Source organism: Flectobacillus longus (assembly GCF_030056705.1).
GTDB classification, from domain to species: Bacteria; Bacteroidota; Bacteroidia; order Cytophagales; family Spirosomataceae; genus Flectobacillus; species Flectobacillus longus.
Genome location: NZ_JASHIC010000013.1, coordinates 101043 through 119287, shown reverse-complemented (window position 1 = coordinate 119287; position 18245 = coordinate 101043). Strand labels below are relative to the sequence as shown.

The window sequence follows — 18245 nt, the reverse complement described above, 5'->3', positions numbered from 1 at the left end:
ATCCATTAGCTGAGTGGTAGCTTCAGGAGTGAAACTAAACTCAGTTTTGTAAAACCGTACACAAACTTTTTTAACAGAATAAACATAAGCCATAGCTTAGCTATTTTGTAAAAGCCAATATCAGAAATCATGAAAAATATACATAAACTTCTTTACATCGCAGCCATTGCTTTAGCAACTACTTCATGTGGTAAATTGGAAAACGATTTTCAGGAACCAACACCCGTAGCAAGCCGTGAGATGGTGGTAGTAAAAGGAACAATCACTACAAATACCACTTGGACATCTGACAAGAAATACCTTTTAAATGGTTTTGTATATGTAGAAGAAGGCGTAACCCTAACGATTCAGCCGGGAACAATCATCAAAGGTGATTTGCCAACTAAAGGTACTTTGATTATCAAACCAGGGGCAAAAATTTTGGCAGAAGGCACAGAAGATAAACCAATCGTATTTACGTCTAACCAAGCAATCGGTCAACGTAAAGCTGGGGACTGGGGTGGTGTAATTATTTTAGGAAAAGCTAAAGTCAACAAAGTTCCTATCACAATTGAAGGTGAAAACGTAACAACTTTTGGTGGTACTAATGATTCGGACAACTCTGGTATTTTGAAATATGTACGTATCGAATTTGCAGGTGTTGCTTTCGAAACAGATAAAGAAGTTAATGGCTTGACACTTGGTGGCGTAGGTTATGGAACAAAAATTGACTATGTACAAGTTTCGCATTCTGGCGATGACGCTTTCGAATGGTTTGGTGGTGCTGTAAATGCCAAACACTTGATTTCATACCGTACTTTGGATGATGATTTTGACACAGATAATGGTTTCTCAGGTAATGTACAATATGCAGTAGCACTCCGTGACCCTTTAGTAGCTGACCAGTGTAGTTGTTCTGACTCAAACGGTTTTGAATCAGATAACGACGGTTCAGGTTCAACGGCTTTGCCACAAACTTCAGCCAAATTTGCAAACGTGAGTATCTATATTGCTAACGGTACTGTTGACAAAAAATACCGTTCGGCTTTCCGTATCAGACGTAACTCGGCTTTGAGTATTTATAATACCGTTGTAAATGGTGCGTTTCCAAAAGCTGGTTTAGAGTTAGAAGGAACATTGTCACAAGACAATTTCAAAAATGGTAAGTCTGATTATAAAGGAGTAGTCATTACGGGTGTAACAACTCCAATTTTGAATGTTGAGACAACTATGTTTAATGATGCTAACCGCAAAAATGCAATTAGCTGGTCATTAACTGATTTAGGTTTACAAGCAGATTTCAACCTTTTGGGTGCTCCAAAATTCAGCCCACAAAAAGGTTCAAGAATATTAGCTGATGGCGTGGTGTTGCCAACAGGTTTCGATTCAGCGAGTTTCAGAGGTGCTTTTGATGGCTCAAATGATTGGACTCAAAAATGGACGAATTTCAATCCTCAAACTACTGAGTACTAAAAGACAAGAAGTCCGTTAGGATTTTTTATATTGGTGTAATGAAGAAAAGCTTAAGGCCCTGCCTTAAGCTTTTTTGGTTTTGATGAATGATAACTAGGTATTAAAGCAAAATAAAATTGCCTTATGCAGTAAGCCGTAGGCATTAGGCTTTCAGGTATCGGCTTTCGGCGGTGGGCTTTGGAAAAAAGCATGTTCTTGGTTATTAAAAAACATTTTAAAACTCTTTGCCTGTTGCTTAGTGCCTAAAGCATACAACATAAATCTTATTTTGCTTAAGTATTATTGCAGAATTATGAATTAGTCCTGTACGAAAGATTAATCTTGGCTTCAGAATAAAATTCCAGTAGTGGTAACTCTTGCAGTTGCCATGCTGAATGTGGCAACTGCAAGGGTTGCTGATACCGCAAAAATGCTAATGATTAGAACGCTTTTGAATAAAATAATATCTTTCGTACAGCCCTAATAGTGAATGTAAAGTTTTGATTAATAAATGGTTCGTTGTTCAAATTCACAATTCTACATTTATCTCATTGCAAAAGTCTGTCCCAATTCTTCCAAACAGGTTCATAACCTTGCGCCTGAATCACCGAAGCAATTGCCTGTGGTGAGCGCTCATCGCTGATTTCAAATTGTTCCAAAGATTCTGGTTCAACCACATATCCACCTGGATTGGTTTTGGAGCCAGCACTCATCGACGTAATACCGAGTTTGATAATATTGTCTCTAAAAATCTCATTTTCTCGGGTAGAAATAGATAATTCTACTTCTTCATCAAAAATGCGATAGGCGCAAATCAATTGTACCAATTCTCGATCTGACATTTCTACTTTAGGCTCTAAGCCGCCCGAAAACGGTCGAAGCCTTGGAAAAGAGATGGAATAGGTACTTTGCCAATAGCGTTTTTCTAAATATCGAAGATGCAAGGCTGTGAAAAAGCAATCAACCCGCCAATCTTCCAAACCTATCAGTACGCCCAATCCCATCTTGTGAATCCCCGCTGCACCTAATCGGTCTGGGGTTTGGATTCTGTACTGGAAATTCGACTTTTTACCTTTTGGATGATGTTTTTTGTAATCCTCCTCATGGTAGGTTTCTTGATATACCAGTACTGCGTGTACCCCTTCAGCAACCAAAATTTCATATTCGTCTTGGTCGAGTGGCTGTATTTCGATAGATATTTGAGAAAAATAAGGTTTTATCAATCGAATTACTTTTTGCAAATAAGGTACGCCAACCGTCTGATTAGCTTCACCAGTTACCAATAGTACGTGTTCATACCCCATGCGTTTGAGCACAGCTACTTCCTGTAAAATCTCTTCTTCGGTAAGTGTCTTTCTTCTGATTTTGTTATCAAAACTAAACCCACAATAAGTACAGATATTTTGACACTCGTTTGAAAGATATAGCGGAACATACATCTGTATGGTTTTGCCAAAACGCTTTTGAGTTAGTCTGTGACTTAATTGAGCCATTTCTTCCAAAAAATCGGTGGCAGCAGGCGAAATCAAAGCTTTAAAATCTTCCAAATCTCGCTTACCCGATTTTTGAAGTGCTCTTATGACATCCTGAGGTGTTTTTTGATAAATACTCTCACGGATTTCGTCCCAAGTATGTTGTTGAAAAACTTGATAAAAGTCCATATTTCCACTAATTCAAAAATGTCGTTAATGGGCTACTAGCCACAGCCTGTTGTTGCATAGGAGCCAATTTAGCTTCGTATGCCATGCGCCCAGCTTCAACGGCATATTTGAATGCTAGACCCATTTGAACAGGATTTTCTGAAACGGCTATTGCCGTGTTGACCAATACTGCATCTGCACCCATTTCCATTGCCTTAGCTGCATCCGAAGGTGCTCCAATTCCAGCATCCACTACTACTGGTACACGGCTTTGTTCGATAATTATTTCAAGAAAATCAATCGTTTTCAAGCCTTTATTACTACCAATAGGCGACCCCAATGGCATTACTGCTGATACGCCAACCTCTTCGAGTCTCTTGCACAGCACAGGGTCGGCATGGATATAGGGTAATACTACAAAACCCAGTTTGACCAATTCCTCAGCTGCTTTTAGCGTCTCGATTGGGTCGGGCATTAAGTATTTTGGGTCAGGGTGAATTTCGAGTTTTAACCAATTGGTTTCTAATGCCTCACGAGCAACTTGTGCAGCAAAAATGGCTTCTTTTGCATTTCGAACACCAGAGGTATTAGGCAGCAAATTGATGCGGTCATGGTGGAGATATGACAGAATATCATCCTCCTTTTCTGTAAGACTTACTCGTTTGAGGGCAACAGTCACCAATTCTGATCCTGATGCCAGAATGCTCTCTTCCATGAGAGAAGCACTACTAAATTTTCCAGTCCCTGTAAATAACCTAGACTGAAAGGTTTTATCTGCAATTTGTAAAGACATAGTTGAGTAATGAGAGAGAAGATTTCAGATATTAGATATTAAACTAGCCGTGTTTCGGATATCGGATGTTGGATTTCGGAAGTGTAATCTACTTTATAATTACATTGTCGAAATCAGAAATTCCAAATCTGCTCATTTCTCGCTCACCGCTAAGTTTAACATACCCAATAACTCTTGTGTGACTGCTGAAGGATTTTCGGCTAGATTTACTAAAGAGGATACCGCAACTCCGTGTAAACCTGCTGCTAGTAAATCCTCAATATCATCTGCTTTTACGCCTCCAATACCCACTACAGGTAGATTGTGCCCCAATGTTCTGAACTGAGCTAGGATACGCTTGTATCCCTCTAATCCTACGATGGGACTTAGGTTTTTCTTGGTATCCGTAAATCTCAAAGGGCCTAGTCCAATGTATTGTACTGTTCCACTAGCTACATGTTTGAGCATATCTTGGAGGGTATTGGCAGTGCCACCAATAATCATCTTTTCACCCACAATCTGACGAGCCTCTAGGGGCGACATATCTTGTTTGCCCAAATGCAAACCTTCCGATTGTATTTTCGCAGCGATAAGAGGATTGTCATTTACAATCAATTTTGCCCCAAAACTTTTACATACCTCTTGAGTGCGTAAAGCCGTCTCGAGCCATTGAGATTCTTCTTGAGTTTTTACTCTTAACTGCACCCAGTCTGCACCACCTTCGCAGGCACGTTGCGCTTGCTCCCAGTGAGGAATATGTGCGAGATCTTGGGTTATATAATGAAGTCTTGAAATCATCGTGTTGTTAAATTTTGAGCTTTGGTTCTAAGAACTCAAAGCTGTATGTATTTCGGAAAAGGCTTCTACGGGTGAGGGTGCTTGCCATACACTACCCAATAAAGCTACTCCTGCAATATTCTTGTTTTTGAGGGAATGAATATTGTTTTGCTCAATACCACCCAAGGCTACGATAGGAGGGACTTTACTATTGTTAAATACAAAATCCTCCACCACTTCTGGCGAAATAGCAGCTTTGTAGCCAGGTTTTGAAATACTGTCAAAAAACGGACTGAGAAATACATAGTCGAGTTTTGAAGGCATTTTTAGTATTTCTTCAAACTTATGTACCGAAGCGCTTACTGTTAAACCTCTTCGCTGTACTGGGCGAATATATTCTTTTAATTGTCCTTGCTCCTGTAATTCCTCCCAAACGTGCGTAGTGAGATGAATCCCCTTGATATTGTATTTAGCCATCAATTGATATTGGCTATGCAACACCAGTCGCTTCATATACTGAGGCTTAAATTGTCGAATGAAATCTTCAATTTGTTCCAGTGACGCATTGGGCTTTCGCACATGTAAAGTCGTTAGACCAGCTTCAAAAAGCTGTTCTAGTATCTGAACTTCATCAGGTATAAATTCTGGGGGTGTGAGCAGGAGTGTAAACATGATGTTAAAGGTTGTGTGATAAGTTTTGAGTAATAAGCTTTTTTTACTTTGCCTAAAATACGTTGCCCTGAGCTAGCATTAGATAACTTCAAAATATACAATGAATTTCAGAAAATATTGTTTCCCATTAATGGAATAATTGTATAGTTTTTATTTCTATAAAATATTCATAATTAACATCTTGTATTTTCTTAAAGATAAAATTTTTCCTTTTGTTTTTATATTCTAAATATATCTTGAAAAATATAAAAACAGACAGATTTACTATTATTGAAGGCAACCTATTTTAGGCAAGGACAAAGGACAACTCATCACTCAAAACTCCCAACTCATCACTTACAAATATACCTCGGCGCCTTTTTCTACAAATTGTTGTGCCTGAGCTTGCATACCTAAGTCAATAGCTTCATCTTCGGAAATACCCTGTGCTTCGGCATAATCACGAACTTCCTGTGTGATTTTCATAGAACAAAAACTTGGACCACACATTGAACAGAAATGGGCAATTTTAGCGCCATCAGCAGGTAAGGTTTCGTCATGAAATTCACGAGCTGTATCTGGGTCGAGCGAAAGGTTGAACTGGTCTTCCCAACGGAATTCAAAACGAGCTTTGCTTAGGGCATTATCACGCACTTGTGCTCCCGGGTGTCCTTTTGCCAAGTCGGCAGCATGAGCGGCAATTTTATAAGTGATTACTCCGTCTTTTACATCTTTTTTGTTAGGTAAACCCAAGTGCTCTTTTGGTGTTACATAGCATAACATGGCGCAACCAAACCAACCAATCATTGCAGCGCCGATACCTGAAGTAATATGATCATAGCCTGGGGCAATATCGGTAGTCAATGGTCCAAGCGTGTAAAATGGAGCTTCATGACATTCTTTTAGTTGCTTGTCCATATTTTCTTTGATCATGTGCATTGGTACGTGACCTGGCCCTTCAATCATGACCTGAATATCATGTTTCCAAGCGATTTTGGTCAGTTCACCAAGTGTTTCGAGTTCAGCAAATTGTGCTGCATCGTTGGCATCGGCGATACTTCCCGGGCGGAGTCCATCACCCAATGAGAAACTTACATCATAAGCTTTCATGATTTCACAGATTTCTTCAAAATGTGTGTACAAGAAGTTTTCTTTGTGATGAGCCAAACACCATTTTGCCATGATACTTCCACCACGAGACACAATTCCAGTTACACGTTTGGCAGTAAGTGGCACATAACGTAAAAGTACTCCTGCGTGTATCGTGAAATAGTCAACACCCTGTTCTGCTTGTTCGATAAGCGTATCTCTAAATAGCTCCCAAGTCAAATCTTCGGCTTTTCCACCAACTTTTTCGAGTGCTTGATAAATCGGCACGGTTCCGATGGGCACTGGCGAATTTCGGATAATCCACTCACGAGTTTCATGAATGTTTTTGCCTGTCGACAAATCCATGATAGTGTCGGCTCCCCAACGACAAGCCCAAACGGCTTTTTCTACTTCTTCCTCGATGCTTGAACTTACTGCTGAGTTACCAATATTGGCATTGATTTTTACCAAAAAATTACGTCCAATAATCATAGGCTCACTTTCTGGGTGATTGATATTGGCAGGAATGATAGCACGTCCAGCGGCGATTTCTTCACGTACAAACTCAGGAGTAATTACGCCTTTGGGTGTATTGGCTCCAAAGCTGTAGCCTTCGTGCTGATGTCCTAAGCTTTGTAACGATTCTATTTTTTGATTCTCACGAATCGCAATATATTCCATTTCTGGAGTGATAATACCCTTCTTGGCGTAATGTAATTGCGTTACATTTTGACCAGCTTTTGCTTTATGAGGTTTTGCTAAATAATTAAAACGAAGTTCATCGAGCGATTGCATATTCAAACGTTCTTGACCATATTCAGAACTAATCGAGTCTAATTGCTCGGTATCGCCACGAGCAATAATCCATTCTTCACGCAATTTTGGTAATCCTTTTCTTACATCAATTTCTACGTTGGGATCGGTATATGGCCCAGAAGTATCATAAACCGTCACTGAGGAGTTTTTGGTGAAAACATTACCAGAAATTTTGGTATCAGTCAAACTGATTTCACGCATCGCTACCTGAGTATTATGGATAGCGCCAGGTACATAAATTTTGCGAGAATTTGGAAAAGGACTACGGCTGATAGCTTCTGTCGAAGGAGCTACTTCAATACTTTTTTTCATAGGAGAATGATGAGTTTTTAAAATGATTTTAAAATAGGAATGGAGTAAGTCAACCTATCCTCCTTGACTTGCTCGAATGAGGGTTACTTGGTCATTTTCTGCGAAAACATAACTTTGCCACTCAGATTTTGGCAAAACCATATCATTGACAGCAATTGCCAAACCTTTGACCTGAGCCAGATAAAATTGTTGGAGTAAATCTTCAACTTTGAAGTTGGATGCTACCTCCGTAGCCTCTGAATTGATAAATACGGTCATGTTTGTAAAATATTAAATACCAACGCGACCCTTAGGAGTGGATTAGACAGAACGGTTCTTGAATGAGAGATTTCGTGAGATGGTGTGTTACCATTCTCAATACTAGATGGATGCACTATTTATCAAATACAGCCCAAAATAAAAGGCTTGTAATGGACAAATCATCCTAAATCATCAATCAAAAACTTCAGCTTGAAATATTTTGGAGATAGCCCACAAAAGGCTATTCTACGAAAAGTATTTTGCTCTGCTTTTTCCTTCGCAACCATTACGCTGTTCAGGTTCAAAGGGTATAATCTCAGCCCGTATATTAAGGCACCCCTAAAGTCTGGTACAAACTTAAAGGACGTTTCTGAAAGAAAAAAGAGAAATGTGTTTTTTATTTAAAACCAGTCATTGCTTTGTGTGGATGAGCATAAGTAGCTAATAGACTGATAAATCTCATGGATAAAAGTGAGATAGAGGGATAATTTTGAACTATAAAAAAGGCTAAACCTTCTTTTATTAACCAAAATTCTATCCCGTATGAAAGCGCTGATTTATAGTACTAAAGAGTTTGAAAAAGCATCGTTGCAAAACGCTAACCAACAAAAACATGATATTACGGTTACAGGAAAACCCCTGAATATGGACACGGTGAAAATGGCAGAAGGGTTTGATGTGGTGGTACTTTTTACCAATGACGATGCCTCTGAGCCTGTACTTCGTGCCTTAAATGATTTGGGCGTAAAATATGTAGCGACTCGTTCGGTGGGTGTCGATCATATCAATCTTAAAGTAGCTGCCGAATTAGGTATTCGAGTGGCTAATGTACCGCATTATTCTCCTAATTCTGTAGCAGAGCATACCGTAGCATTAATGATGGCTTTGAATAGAAAGCTTATCATGGCCGATACCAAAGCCCATAATTACCAGTTTGATTTGAGTAGCCTAATTGGTTTTGATATGTATCAAAAAACAGTCGGAATTATTGGTTTGGGTACTATTGGGAAAGTGGTTGCTGATATTCTGAAAGGCTTTGGCTGCAAACTGTTGGTGTTTGACAAATACGCAGAGGAGGCAGATGAATACAAAGGGGTAACTTTTGTGACACTCAACGAATTGCTTGCTACTTCGGATATTATTACGCTTCACGCACCCCTGACTGAGGAAACTAAGTATATGATTACCAAAGAGCAAATCGACAAAATGAAAACGGGTGTTATGCTTATTAATACCAGTCGTGGAGGCTTAGTAAAAACTGAAGATGTGTTACAGGGCTTACGTGATGGAAAAATAGGTTATTTAGGTTTGGACGTTTACGAAAATGAAAGAGGTATTTTCTTTAAAAATCATTACGAAACTGAAGGTAGAGACGAACTATTACATGATTTGTTGAATTTTAACAACGTAATTATTACAGGACATCAAGCATTTTTAACACAAGAAGCTTTGACCAATATTGCAGATAAGACTATTCAGAATCTTGACGAGTGGCAGTTGGGTACTCCAGAAGAATGTAATGCCAAGGTCGGAAAAATACACCCGCTCGAAGAATTACAATAGAGTGTGGACCTTGCATAAAAGAAATGCTTTATTAAATGATTCACGACAACCGTAGAGACGTAATACTTTACGTCTAAAAATGTGTCATTTTGTAATACAGTATCGAACTTGTTATCCTTCTATAGAACTATCTTGACAGTTCATCAAAAAAGGCGTTTGAAAAACTTATTTCAAACGCCTTTTTTGATGTTATATGTAAGAATACCACCGTTTTAGACGTAAAGTATTACGTCTCTACATACCTACTCATATACAAACAAAAATGGCTTCCTTTAATGAAGGGAGCCATTCAAATCTATCTCTAAACCACTTGTTATTTCTCATTAAATAAGTTATCGATTTTCATAAATCATCCTTTTGATGACGAATCTGTTTTCAAATAACAGATAGACGATTAACTAATAACTTTATAGGACATTCGATAAAAACTGATACAATTGATGTTTGTGTAACACAAAGTCTTTTTCGAGTGTTTGAAATGCCGAACGTCGGCGTTCGTGAATCATTTGAACTTGCTGGTCAAACAAAAACTGTTTGCCCTGAGCATATTCGGCAAAGGATTTTTCTTGTTCCAAAATCGCAATCGCCAAATTTTCTATTTCAGATTCATTATGTTTAAATAGGGTCAAAAAGTCTTGCGCTTTTGCCGTGATTTCTTCATCGGTATTGCGTTGCAAAACATCTTTGAGCAATCTGACAAAAAACTTAATTTCATCAGCATAAAAAGTCAAACTTTCTGCCCATTTGGTATTTTCAAAGTGACATAACTCAAATTTTAAAGTTTCCATAGCTAATTCATTATGTCGGTCATAAATTCATAAAATGAGTGCTTACTGGCATGAAAATCTTTTTCTAAAGCCCTAAAACGAACTCGTAAATTGCGATGTTTTAGATAATGCTCTTCGCCCAACTGAAAGTCTTTTTGTTGAGTTTCCAAACCAAAAAGATATTCTTCATGTTCGATGGCTTTGAGCAAGGCTTGAGTTTCTATTCTTTCTTGCAAAATCTGTTCTTCCAATGCAATCCATTCGTTCTGTAATTGTTTTGAAAGATTCAAATCTCGCAAATGTTCCATCCAAGTTTCGAAGTACTTAATTTCATCATGGATAAAGTGTAAGTTTGACAACCACTGTAGATTTTCACGGTGATAAAGTTCAAACTTCAACGAACTAGTTTTTGACTCCAATAGAACAGTTGCCATAGTGTTTGTCATTTTTGATATGTCAAAGTTCTATCTTTTAAGGAACCTAACATAGAACATTCGTCATAAGTAATACTGATAAAAGTCAAAGTGAAAAAGCAGTTTATGTGCTTGTTGGAGTTTTCTCCAATAAGGGCGCAGAGCCTAAAAAAACGGTTTCCTTAACCAAGAAAACCGTTCGCCATCCCAAACTAACAAGTAAAATTATTTGTGGAAATGTGCTTTACTTCCTGCACATATCCGACCGTTTGTTTTACAACGATTTGCATAAAAATCTGTACAAACGATGTTTTATATCATAGAAAGCCTTTTCAGCTTTTTGGAAATTTTCACGAATGACAATATGGCGATTATAGATTTCTTCACCCAGTAAAAAGTCTTTACCCATGGCGTCATCATCAAATCCCCATTCTTCTTCAATAATAGACTGATTTACGGCGTCGATATCGCCTGAAAGGCTGTCTAATTCACGATTGAAAATAAAGGTTTCATTTTGTACCTCATGCGAAGTGTTTTTCTTGTTAACATTCGCAATAAGCCCTCTTAGATACTTGATTTCTTCTTTGAAAAAATCCAAAGATTTAAGCCATTCACTATTCTCGCGGTGATAGAATTGATACTTAAATGAACGGTCAACTTCTAGGTTTTCGATAGTGCTCATGATGGTAAAGGTTTTGTTTTGTTATAAAGAAATATAAATGACTATGTCACAAACTGAATGGTTGTTTCTGGCAATCTGCTTGATTAGCAATTGATTACTCTACAAATTTGGCCTATTCCTTATAGGTAAACTAAGAGTAAAGTCATTTGGTAATATGATTTTTGTTGGAAAGAGCCGAACGAGTAGGCAAGGCGATACCCATAATTTTTGATTTCGGATGTATATCCTATTTTTTTGAATCCTATTTTGTAAGAAACAAAAGTACTTTTCCCTATTTCCGCAATCAGAAATCCCCAATCTACAATCGTTACAGCCCCTTCATCTAATGCCTTTTTGCCTGATTCCTATTTCCCTATTTTAAAATATCCTTTTTATAGATATCATCGTAAATTACCAAACTTCCAAAATCGTCAACATCGGCGGTGATATAGGTAATGAAGACTTTCACAGGGGTTTCTAGACTAAAGCTAGTAGGGCTCAAATGTGGCTCAAAACGCTTTTTGACAAACTCTTCTACCAGATTTCTATCTTGAAAAAGCATTGTTGCCAACTCATAAGGTTTTTCGAGACGAATGCAGGCATTGCTCAGATAGCGATTATTTTTACTAAATAAATCTTTGCGATTGGTATCATGCAAATACAGTGCATACGGGCTATCAAAATCAAACTTTAGTAATCCCAACGAATTATCACACCCAGCTACCTGACGGACTTCATAAGGGAAATGGTCTTTCGATACCGTGCTCCAATCAATACTGTTGGCTTCTCGCACAAATCCTTTTTCATCGATTAATTGATAGCCATTATTTTCAAAAAAACTAGGTTCTTTTTGCTGAATAGGCAATAGCTCATTGAGGGCTACATTTTGAGGAACTTCATAGTAAGGGAAAAAGGTAATTTTATTGATTTCCGAACAGAGCGTTGGCGTTGGGGTAATAGGCTTACCCACAATAGTTTTCATACGCATCACCAAGCTATCTCGGTCATATAAAGCCAAGGTAGCCGAAGGAATATTTACTTGAATATATCGCTGATTATCAAGACAGTTGATGACACGCCAACGATTGAGATTGAGAATGAGCTGAGCACGTAATTTGGTTAACGGAATCGATAGCTTTGACAGAGTAACTGGTCCAAGAATTCCATCGGGAACAATATTGTATAAAGACTGAAAGCCTTTTAGGGCATTCGTAATCATGCCTTCTTTGAGAAGACTAACGTCGGTCGTAGTGGGCAAAAAACCTAAATAATAGAGTTTTCGGATTAATTCTTTATTGTCAGAAAAAGTCGTAGTCTGAGTGACAAGTGGTTCCTGAAAACTATCATTTTCAACGAACATATTTAGCCGAGTCAAAAGATTTTGTGTAGCCTGATAGCCATAAGATTGCGGTTGTAAAAATGAAATAACATCCTTGACACTACCTTTTGCATAGGTATTGAGAAGCATTGCTGTAGGATTTAGGCAATGGTTATTATATCCCAAACCATTGTAGGATAAATCTACCGACGTAATGCCATTGGCAATATCCTTATAGAACTCCATGATAGAGTGCGTTAAGATAAGTTCATATTCCAAGGTTGGAAAATGCTTAGACGTCAAATAACTATAGTGATATTTTGCACGATTAAGTCCGTAGTCAGAAGCGTGTTTGAGTACCTCCAGATACTCCTTTTGATAATCCGACGTACCTTCCAGCCAAACAGTTTTGTAAGAAATGCTTTGATAAAAAGCCGCCACTTCAGAAGGGTTTTCTATTTGCAATTCTTTAGCATAAGCTTGGTCAGAATGTAATTTTTGAATAAATAATTTTAAATCTTCTTGTGTTTGAGCAATAGAAGGATTACTCGATGTGACTCCAATAATGAGACAAAATGTTAATAGTTTTTTAAGGTAAGATAGCGCTTTCATGCTGTTTATTGATTTAGGTTAGGGAAATGATAAATTCATCAGTGAATGCTTGGGAATGCCTTTTGTACCAAGCTTTTCAATCAAAAGAAGGGAAAAAATAGCGACAATTGTAGAAGAGTCTTGATTAGTTTCTTTGAAGACAAAGTGCTTGATGGTAGAAAAGCAAGTCGTTTGTTGATATTTGGTCAAATGCTACAGGCCTTTTGTCAATGAAGACAAAAGGCTCTGTATTATATGAATGCTTCACGATTGATGGGTTCAATCAGGGCCAGATTGTTTTTCAGTAAATCGATATTTGCATTTCCAACATGACGCCAACATTCTTTCCCATTGTATAGGATCAAATAGGTCGGCAATTGCGTCACCTTGAAAGTCTTGGCTACCTCTGGGTTATTTTTTACACTAACCGCCAGGTAACTCGCAATAGTTGGATTGTTTTTTTTGAGTCTTTCAAAAACCTCCAACTCTTCCTTATGAGTTTCGTAGAACAACATAAGGACTGGTGTTTGTGTGTGACTTGCCATAAGTATTTCAAATTTTATCCCCTGTTTTGATAGCAAATATTCAAGAAGAAATACCTCAATAGAATGAGTTTAAAGGGTACAAATAATGACTTTTGTCAGTAGCCTATTTACTGATAAAGGTCACAAAATCAGCTAACTGAGCTCATGAAATTTATAGCTATTTTAAAGGAGATTTGTGCTCAACAAAACAGATAATGCTATGAAAACTATCTTGTTGCCAACAGATTTTAGTCTCAATGCCAAACATGCAGCCGACTTTGCGGTATCGCTGGCGGGGCTTATCGATGCAAAAATTATATTGTTACATGCTTATGAATCACCTGTTTCTACGACGCCCTTTGTCTTGCCTTTGCCTCAGCAAGGTTTGATGCAAGAAGCGCTCGAAGAAACACGTACTTTGTTAGCACAAACCAAGGAAGATATGCAGGCAAAATATGGCGAAGTATTGGCCAATAAGCTTGAAACAAAATTGGTTTTTGGAAATCCCGTAGACAATATTCTGGAGGCCGCAGCAGAAGTTAAAGCAGATTTTTTGGTAATAGGAAGTTTAGGAGAAGGAGGTATTTTGGCCAATCTATTTGGGTCAACCGCGCTAAGTATTGCACAAAAAAGTACGATTCCTGTGTGGATAATACCACAACAATTTACAATTCAGGCAATTAAGGAGGTGATATACGCCAGTGATTTGGAAGGAGATGAAGTAGGCTGTATCAACAAGATTATCAACATGGGAGAGCTGTTGGGAATAAACCATACCAAGTTGGTTCATGTAAAAGAATACTTGAGCCCAGAGGTATTTCCATCGAGTGAAATAATTGATTTATTGGAAGAGGAGTTCGGAGGCGAAAAAATCATTTTCCGCAATTTGTATCGCGATGATACTATCGTAGGCATCGACAAATACATTCGAAATCAAAAGCCAGATGCTGTGATTTTGGCACAACGCCCCAAAGGCTTTGTTGAAAAGCTTTTTCACGAAAGTATCATCAAACATTTGACACTCAGTTCACAAATCCCATTGTTGGTTTTACAGAAGAAATATTGATTACAAAATAAAGTTGAGGTTTAAGGTTGACGAAATTTTCGTCAACCTTATTTGTTTTATAGGGATATATAAATGCTTGAATGTATTTTGGAATATTATCTGTTGTTTATTCAGTAAATGTCCGTAAATTTGTCCGTGTCCGTAAAAATGTCCGCAATATGATTAATGTGAAATTTTATTTAGATAAAGCCGATAAAAGTACTTACTATCCTATACATCTGGTATTGAGGCAAAAAGATGTCAAGATAAAAGTTGCAACAGGAGAGAAAGTACTTAAAAATGATTGGGATAATAAAAACCAGCAAGTTAAAGAATCTGATATAAGATACAAATCAATCAACAAATTCTTAGGTTTTTTAAAATTAGAGGTTGAAAAATACTTCGAGACTGCTCCACATTCTCATTTTACTGATAAAAAAGTAAAAGAAATGATAGCGTCTTTAGTAAGTAGTCGAAAATTCAATACAGATATTACCATGGTTTGCGAAGATGATATACAATACCAAAATAAACAGAAAATTACATTTGTAGATTTATTTGCGGGAGCAGGCGGATTTAGCGAAGGTTTTTTACAAGCAGAATTTGGAGATAAACTCTATGACTTTCGTCTAGCTAGTGATATTAATGATAATTGTGAATTAACACATTTAGCCCGTTACAATTATCAACTAGGGTTAGATGCTGAATTTCTAAGACAAGATATTACAGAGCCCGATTTTTTGAATAATCTTAATAAAAAACTCAAGGGTCAAACAATAGATGTAGTTTGTGGTGGACCACCTTGTCAAAGTTTCAGCTTAGCGGGGAAAAGAAAAAAGTTTGATAAAAAAGATGATTTATTTGCGAACTACTTGAATGTCATCAAGGTATTACGACCAAAATATTTTGTAATGGAAAACGTAAAAGGTATCCTTACAAAAGAAGGAGGCAAGATTAAGGAGATGATATTACAGGAAATCCGTTCTATCATTGATTTAAAGGAGTTTCATCAGTTAATACATTTTGTAGCAACTTTAAAGAGAAACTCAATATATAATACATTCATTCTTGATTGCTATTTACAAAGGTTAAATTTTGAGAAAGCAATAGAAAAAGAGTTGGATACTCTACGTGAGAATTATATACAAGCAATTGAAAACAAATTTAAAGTACTTGCGCCAAAAATTGCAGATTATAAAACAAGTAAAACAGATGTTAATTTCAATACTATTAGACATGGATTTAATCTGTTGAAACGTACAAACGAGCTTGCATATATTCGAAAAAAAGTAATTCAGGAAAAAAATCATAGTGATTTAGATAATGATTTCTTTGCTTCAAAATTCGATGATTTCTTAATTTCAATTGAACCAAGTGCAATAATAGCAAGTATTCATGAAGCATTTAAAGGATTGAATCCTAGGGAGGAATATAAAAAGGATATATCAGATATTATTCTTGCTTTAGAGATTTATGACTATTCATTTGATGAATGCGTAAGAGATTTGTCGGAGATAGCAGAAAGCCAAAATGTAGAAAAGGCGTTTCGAGAAATATTGAGCTATATACGCCTATATAATATTGAGCAACCTTTTGTAGCATTAGCTTCTGATTATGGTGTTCCTCAAAATAGAGAAAGAGTTCTATTTATAGGATGTCGCAAAGACCAAAAAAAGATTCAAATAATTCCTGCTACAGTATCACCTGAGGAGAAAGTCACAGTTTTTGAAGCACTTCATGATTTAGATTTTATTGGGAACGACGAGGAAAAATTTAACTATGAACCTGTAGACCTAAAATCAAAATATAATGGGCAAACTGAAAAAATGAAGGCTTTACTAAAGCAACGTTCTGTAGATGGAAAGCCGAATAGTAAGTTAGGATTAACCTATGCCGAATGGTCAAGAAAAGGAAGATTAAGTCAGCGCTTTAGTAATGCTAAAAACCCATTTTATGTACGTAATTCTGAAGAGCTAGAAAATATTTTAACTCATGTGGTTGCTCCTTTACAAAATCATAAAACGAGTAAACAAAATGCTGAAGTAATCAAAAGACTTGATATTATACTTAATACGGGAAATTATGATGACGCAAAACATGAATTAAAGGAAATAGGTCTTAATTCTGAAAAACGTAACTATAATGTATTAAAGGCAGATGGTCAAAGCCCAACAGTAATGACAATTCCCGATGACTATGTACACTTCTCAAGTCCAAGAGCCTTGACTGTTAGAGAAATGGCTAGATTACAGTCATTTGATGATAGTTTTGTATTTCAAGGCAAGCGTTCAACTGGTGGAAATAAACGAAAATTTGAAGTTCCTCAATTTACACTTGTGGGTAATGCTGTTCCTCCACTAATGGCAAGAGCTGTAGCATTAGAAATCTTGAAAAATATTGACTAAATGAGAGCTTTAACTGACGTTGAAATTAAGCGTATCGAGATTTTGACAGAAAAGTCTGTAGAAATAACATTGATCGAACCAACCGCAACGGGACTTGAAAAATCGATTATGGATGCTACAGGTTCTGTAAGAAATTATCTAAAAATTAAATCTATTCACGACTTTGATTCCCAAGGACAAGGGCCTGAAAATAAAATTCAGATAAAAGCATATCTGATAGGGAAAGATTCTATCACAGAATCGATAGTTTCTTTGTACAGACCTAATACCAAAAAAGGAGACCCGAGAATTTGGTTTAAAGGATTAGGGACTTATGCGAATGCTAATGATATTTTGGCGATTATTTCATTTGAAAAAGAGCTATATGTGCTAAATCTTACACGTTTAGATTTAGCTAAGTTGATAGAATCTGCCCAAAACAATCCTGTTAAAGAACTTGTAGAAGAGATAAATGTCAAATCTCGGCTTATCGCAAATGAGTTATTAGATTTGTTACAGAAAGTCGCATTAAGAGGTGCTATCCCTGCATCACTCCAAGCTGATACAGCAGTAGGAAGAACATTAGAAACATTGTTGGGGATTGATATTAATTCATCAAAAAAACCTGATTATAAAGGAATTGAATTGAAGTCATTTAGAGATAAAAGAGGTAATCGAAAAAATCTTTTTGCACAAGTTCCCGATTGGAGTTTAAGCAAATTCAAGAGCTCCTCAGAAATACTCAATGAGTTTGGTTATCAACGTGGAGAAGATTTTAAGCTTTATTGTACTGTCTCAGCTATTGTGAAAAATTCGCAAGGCTTAAAGTTGAAATTAAATACTGATATTGGACACTTGATTGAAACTTCAGAGAAAACGACAGTTGGAGACTTCGTTATCTGGGGACTTGAAACTCTCCATGCTCGTTTATTGGAAAAACACAATGAAACTTTTTGGATAAGTGCAGATTCGATATTAATAGATGGAAAGGAGCATTTTATTTATAAAAAAGTCGAGCATACGCAAAAACCAATAGTTTCTCAATTTGATATATTGTTGGAGCAAGGTATTATAACTCTTGACCATTTAATAAAAAGAACTTTATCTGGTAAAGTCGTAGAAAAAGGACCACTATTTAAAATAAAACCCAATGCACTAAATTTATTATTTCCTCCAAGCCAGATTTATCAGCTCAGCACCAAATAAATGTCAGCATTTCTAGATAGAATAATTACTTTAGAAAGGCTGATT

Annotated in this window: 16 protein-coding genes and 1 riboswitch; of the genes, 5 read left to right on the top strand and 11 right to left on the bottom strand. The window is 36.9% G+C overall.

Annotated elements, in window-relative coordinates; all coding sequences use genetic code 11:
- Positions 1–129: 129 nt before the first annotated feature.
- Entirely contained in the window at positions 130–1452 is a 1323-nt protein-coding gene (locus QM491_RS11085; RefSeq protein ID WP_283327560.1) for a beta-helix domain-containing protein, read from the top strand.
- A gap of 527 nt (positions 1453–1979) precedes the next feature.
- Here QM491_RS11085 and thiH read toward each other — a convergent pair.
- The 6 genes from thiH to thiS all read right to left on the bottom strand — a co-directional run bounded on the left by thiH (position 1980) and on the right by thiS (position 7746).
- Positions 1980–3092 carry a 2-iminoacetate synthase ThiH gene (gene thiH, locus QM491_RS11080; RefSeq protein WP_283327559.1) on the bottom strand — a complete coding sequence of 371 codons (1113 nt, stop codon included), beginning with the start codon at positions 3090–3092 and terminating at the stop codon, positions 1980–1982.
- Between the two features lie 7 nt (positions 3093–3099).
- Positions 3100–3864, bottom strand: a complete 765-nt coding sequence (locus tag QM491_RS11075; protein ID WP_283327558.1) for a thiazole synthase — start codon at positions 3862–3864, stop codon at positions 3100–3102.
- 132 nt (positions 3865–3996) lie between these two features.
- Complete coding sequence (locus tag QM491_RS11070) at positions 3997–4641, bottom strand: thiamine phosphate synthase (RefSeq protein ID WP_283327557.1); 645 nt, start codon at positions 4639–4641, stop codon at positions 3997–3999.
- 27 nt (positions 4642–4668) lie between these two features.
- Positions 4669–5292, bottom strand: a complete 624-nt coding sequence (locus tag QM491_RS11065) for a thiamine phosphate synthase (protein WP_283327556.1) — start codon at positions 5290–5292, stop codon at positions 4669–4671.
- Positions 5293–5628: 336 nt separating this feature from the next.
- A complete protein-coding gene (gene thiC, locus QM491_RS11060) occupies positions 5629–7488 on the bottom strand; it encodes a phosphomethylpyrimidine synthase ThiC (RefSeq protein ID WP_283327555.1) in 1860 nt (619 codons plus the stop codon).
- 54 nt (positions 7489–7542) lie between these two features.
- Positions 7543–7746 (bottom strand): sulfur carrier protein ThiS, encoded by a 204-nt coding sequence (gene thiS / locus QM491_RS11055; RefSeq protein WP_283327554.1) that lies wholly within the window; start codon positions 7744–7746, stop codon positions 7543–7545.
- Between the two features lie 237 nt (positions 7747–7983).
- Positions 7984–8079, bottom strand: a riboswitch (TPP riboswitch).
- 192 nt (positions 8080–8271) lie between these two features.
- On the opposite strand from thiS, the gene QM491_RS11050 reads away from it, so the two are divergent.
- Positions 8272–9291 (top strand): 2-hydroxyacid dehydrogenase, encoded by a 1020-nt coding sequence (locus tag QM491_RS11050; protein WP_283327553.1) that lies wholly within the window; start codon positions 8272–8274, stop codon positions 9289–9291.
- Positions 9292–9698: 407 nt separating this feature from the next.
- Here QM491_RS11050 and QM491_RS11045 read toward each other — a convergent pair whose 3' ends face one another.
- From QM491_RS11045 to QM491_RS11025, 5 genes are all read right to left on the bottom strand, one after another.
- Positions 9699–10079 (bottom strand): hypothetical protein, encoded by a 381-nt coding sequence (locus QM491_RS11045; RefSeq protein ID WP_283327552.1) that lies wholly within the window; start codon positions 10077–10079, stop codon positions 9699–9701.
- 2 nt (positions 10080–10081) lie between these two features.
- On the bottom strand, positions 10082–10492 hold the full coding sequence (locus tag QM491_RS11040; RefSeq protein WP_283327551.1) for a hypothetical protein: 411 nt from the start codon (positions 10490–10492) through the stop codon (positions 10082–10084).
- A 253-nt stretch (positions 10493–10745) separates the two neighbouring features.
- Positions 10746–11153 carry a hypothetical protein gene (locus QM491_RS11035; protein ID WP_283327550.1) on the bottom strand — a complete coding sequence of 136 codons (408 nt, stop codon included), beginning with the start codon at positions 11151–11153 and terminating at the stop codon, positions 10746–10748.
- A gap of 352 nt (positions 11154–11505) precedes the next feature.
- Positions 11506–13062: a L,D-transpeptidase scaffold domain-containing protein gene (locus QM491_RS11030; RefSeq protein ID WP_283327549.1), complete on the bottom strand. Its 1557-nt coding sequence runs from the start codon at positions 13060–13062 to the stop codon at positions 11506–11508.
- Between the two features lie 230 nt (positions 13063–13292).
- Positions 13293–13586, bottom strand: a complete 294-nt coding sequence (locus QM491_RS11025) for a thioredoxin family protein (protein WP_166550304.1) — start codon at positions 13584–13586, stop codon at positions 13293–13295.
- A gap of 199 nt (positions 13587–13785) precedes the next feature.
- On the opposite strand from QM491_RS11025, the gene QM491_RS11020 reads away from it, so the two are divergent.
- The 3 genes from QM491_RS11020 to QM491_RS11010 all read left to right on the top strand — a co-directional run bounded on the left by QM491_RS11020 (position 13786) and on the right by QM491_RS11010 (position 18200).
- Positions 13786–14631: a universal stress protein gene (locus QM491_RS11020; protein ID WP_283327548.1), complete on the top strand. Its 846-nt coding sequence runs from the start codon at positions 13786–13788 to the stop codon at positions 14629–14631.
- Between the two features lie 158 nt (positions 14632–14789).
- Complete coding sequence (locus tag QM491_RS11015) at positions 14790–17015, top strand: DNA cytosine methyltransferase (RefSeq protein ID WP_283327547.1); 2226 nt, start codon at positions 14790–14792, stop codon at positions 17013–17015.
- A 42-nt stretch (positions 17016–17057) separates the two neighbouring features.
- Positions 17058–18200, top strand: a complete 1143-nt coding sequence (locus QM491_RS11010) for an MvaI/BcnI family restriction endonuclease (protein ID WP_283327546.1) — start codon at positions 17058–17060, stop codon at positions 18198–18200.
- Positions 18201–18245 lie beyond the last annotated feature (45 nt).

Excerpts from the sequence above, each read along its gene's own strand:
- QM491_RS11085 (WP_283327560.1), top strand. The coding sequence starts at position 130 with ATGAAAAATATACATAAACTTCTTTACATCGCAGCCATTGCTTTAGCA.
- thiH (WP_283327559.1), bottom strand. The coding sequence starts at position 3,092 with ATGGACTTTTATCAAGTTTTTCAACAACATACTTGGGACGAAATCCGT.
- QM491_RS11075 (WP_283327558.1), bottom strand. The coding sequence starts at position 3,864 with ATGTCTTTACAAATTGCAGATAAAACCTTTCAGTCTAGGTTATTTACA.
- QM491_RS11070 (WP_283327557.1), bottom strand. The coding sequence starts at position 4,641 with ATGATTTCAAGACTTCATTATATAACCCAAGATCTCGCACATATTCCT.
- QM491_RS11065 (WP_283327556.1), bottom strand. The coding sequence starts at position 5,292 with ATGTTTACACTCCTGCTCACACCCCCAGAATTTATACCTGATGAAGTT.
- thiC (WP_283327555.1), bottom strand. The coding sequence starts at position 7,488 with ATGAAAAAAAGTATTGAAGTAGCTCCTTCGACAGAAGCTATCAGCCGT.
- thiS (WP_283327554.1), bottom strand. The coding sequence starts at position 7,746 with ATGACCGTATTTATCAATTCAGAGGCTACGGAGGTAGCATCCAACTTC.
- QM491_RS11050 (WP_283327553.1), top strand. The coding sequence starts at position 8,272 with ATGAAAGCGCTGATTTATAGTACTAAAGAGTTTGAAAAAGCATCGTTG.
- QM491_RS11045 (WP_283327552.1), bottom strand. The coding sequence starts at position 10,079 with ATGGAAACTTTAAAATTTGAGTTATGTCACTTTGAAAATACCAAATGG.
- QM491_RS11040 (WP_283327551.1), bottom strand. The coding sequence starts at position 10,492 with ATGGCAACTGTTCTATTGGAGTCAAAAACTAGTTCGTTGAAGTTTGAA.
- QM491_RS11035 (WP_283327550.1), bottom strand. The coding sequence starts at position 11,153 with ATGAGCACTATCGAAAACCTAGAAGTTGACCGTTCATTTAAGTATCAA.
- QM491_RS11030 (WP_283327549.1), bottom strand. The coding sequence starts at position 13,062 with ATGAAAGCGCTATCTTACCTTAAAAAACTATTAACATTTTGTCTCATT.
- QM491_RS11025 (WP_166550304.1), bottom strand. The coding sequence starts at position 13,586 with ATGGCAAGTCACACACAAACACCAGTCCTTATGTTGTTCTACGAAACT.
- QM491_RS11020 (WP_283327548.1), top strand. The coding sequence starts at position 13,786 with ATGAAAACTATCTTGTTGCCAACAGATTTTAGTCTCAATGCCAAACAT.
- QM491_RS11015 (WP_283327547.1), top strand. The coding sequence starts at position 14,790 with ATGATTAATGTGAAATTTTATTTAGATAAAGCCGATAAAAGTACTTAC.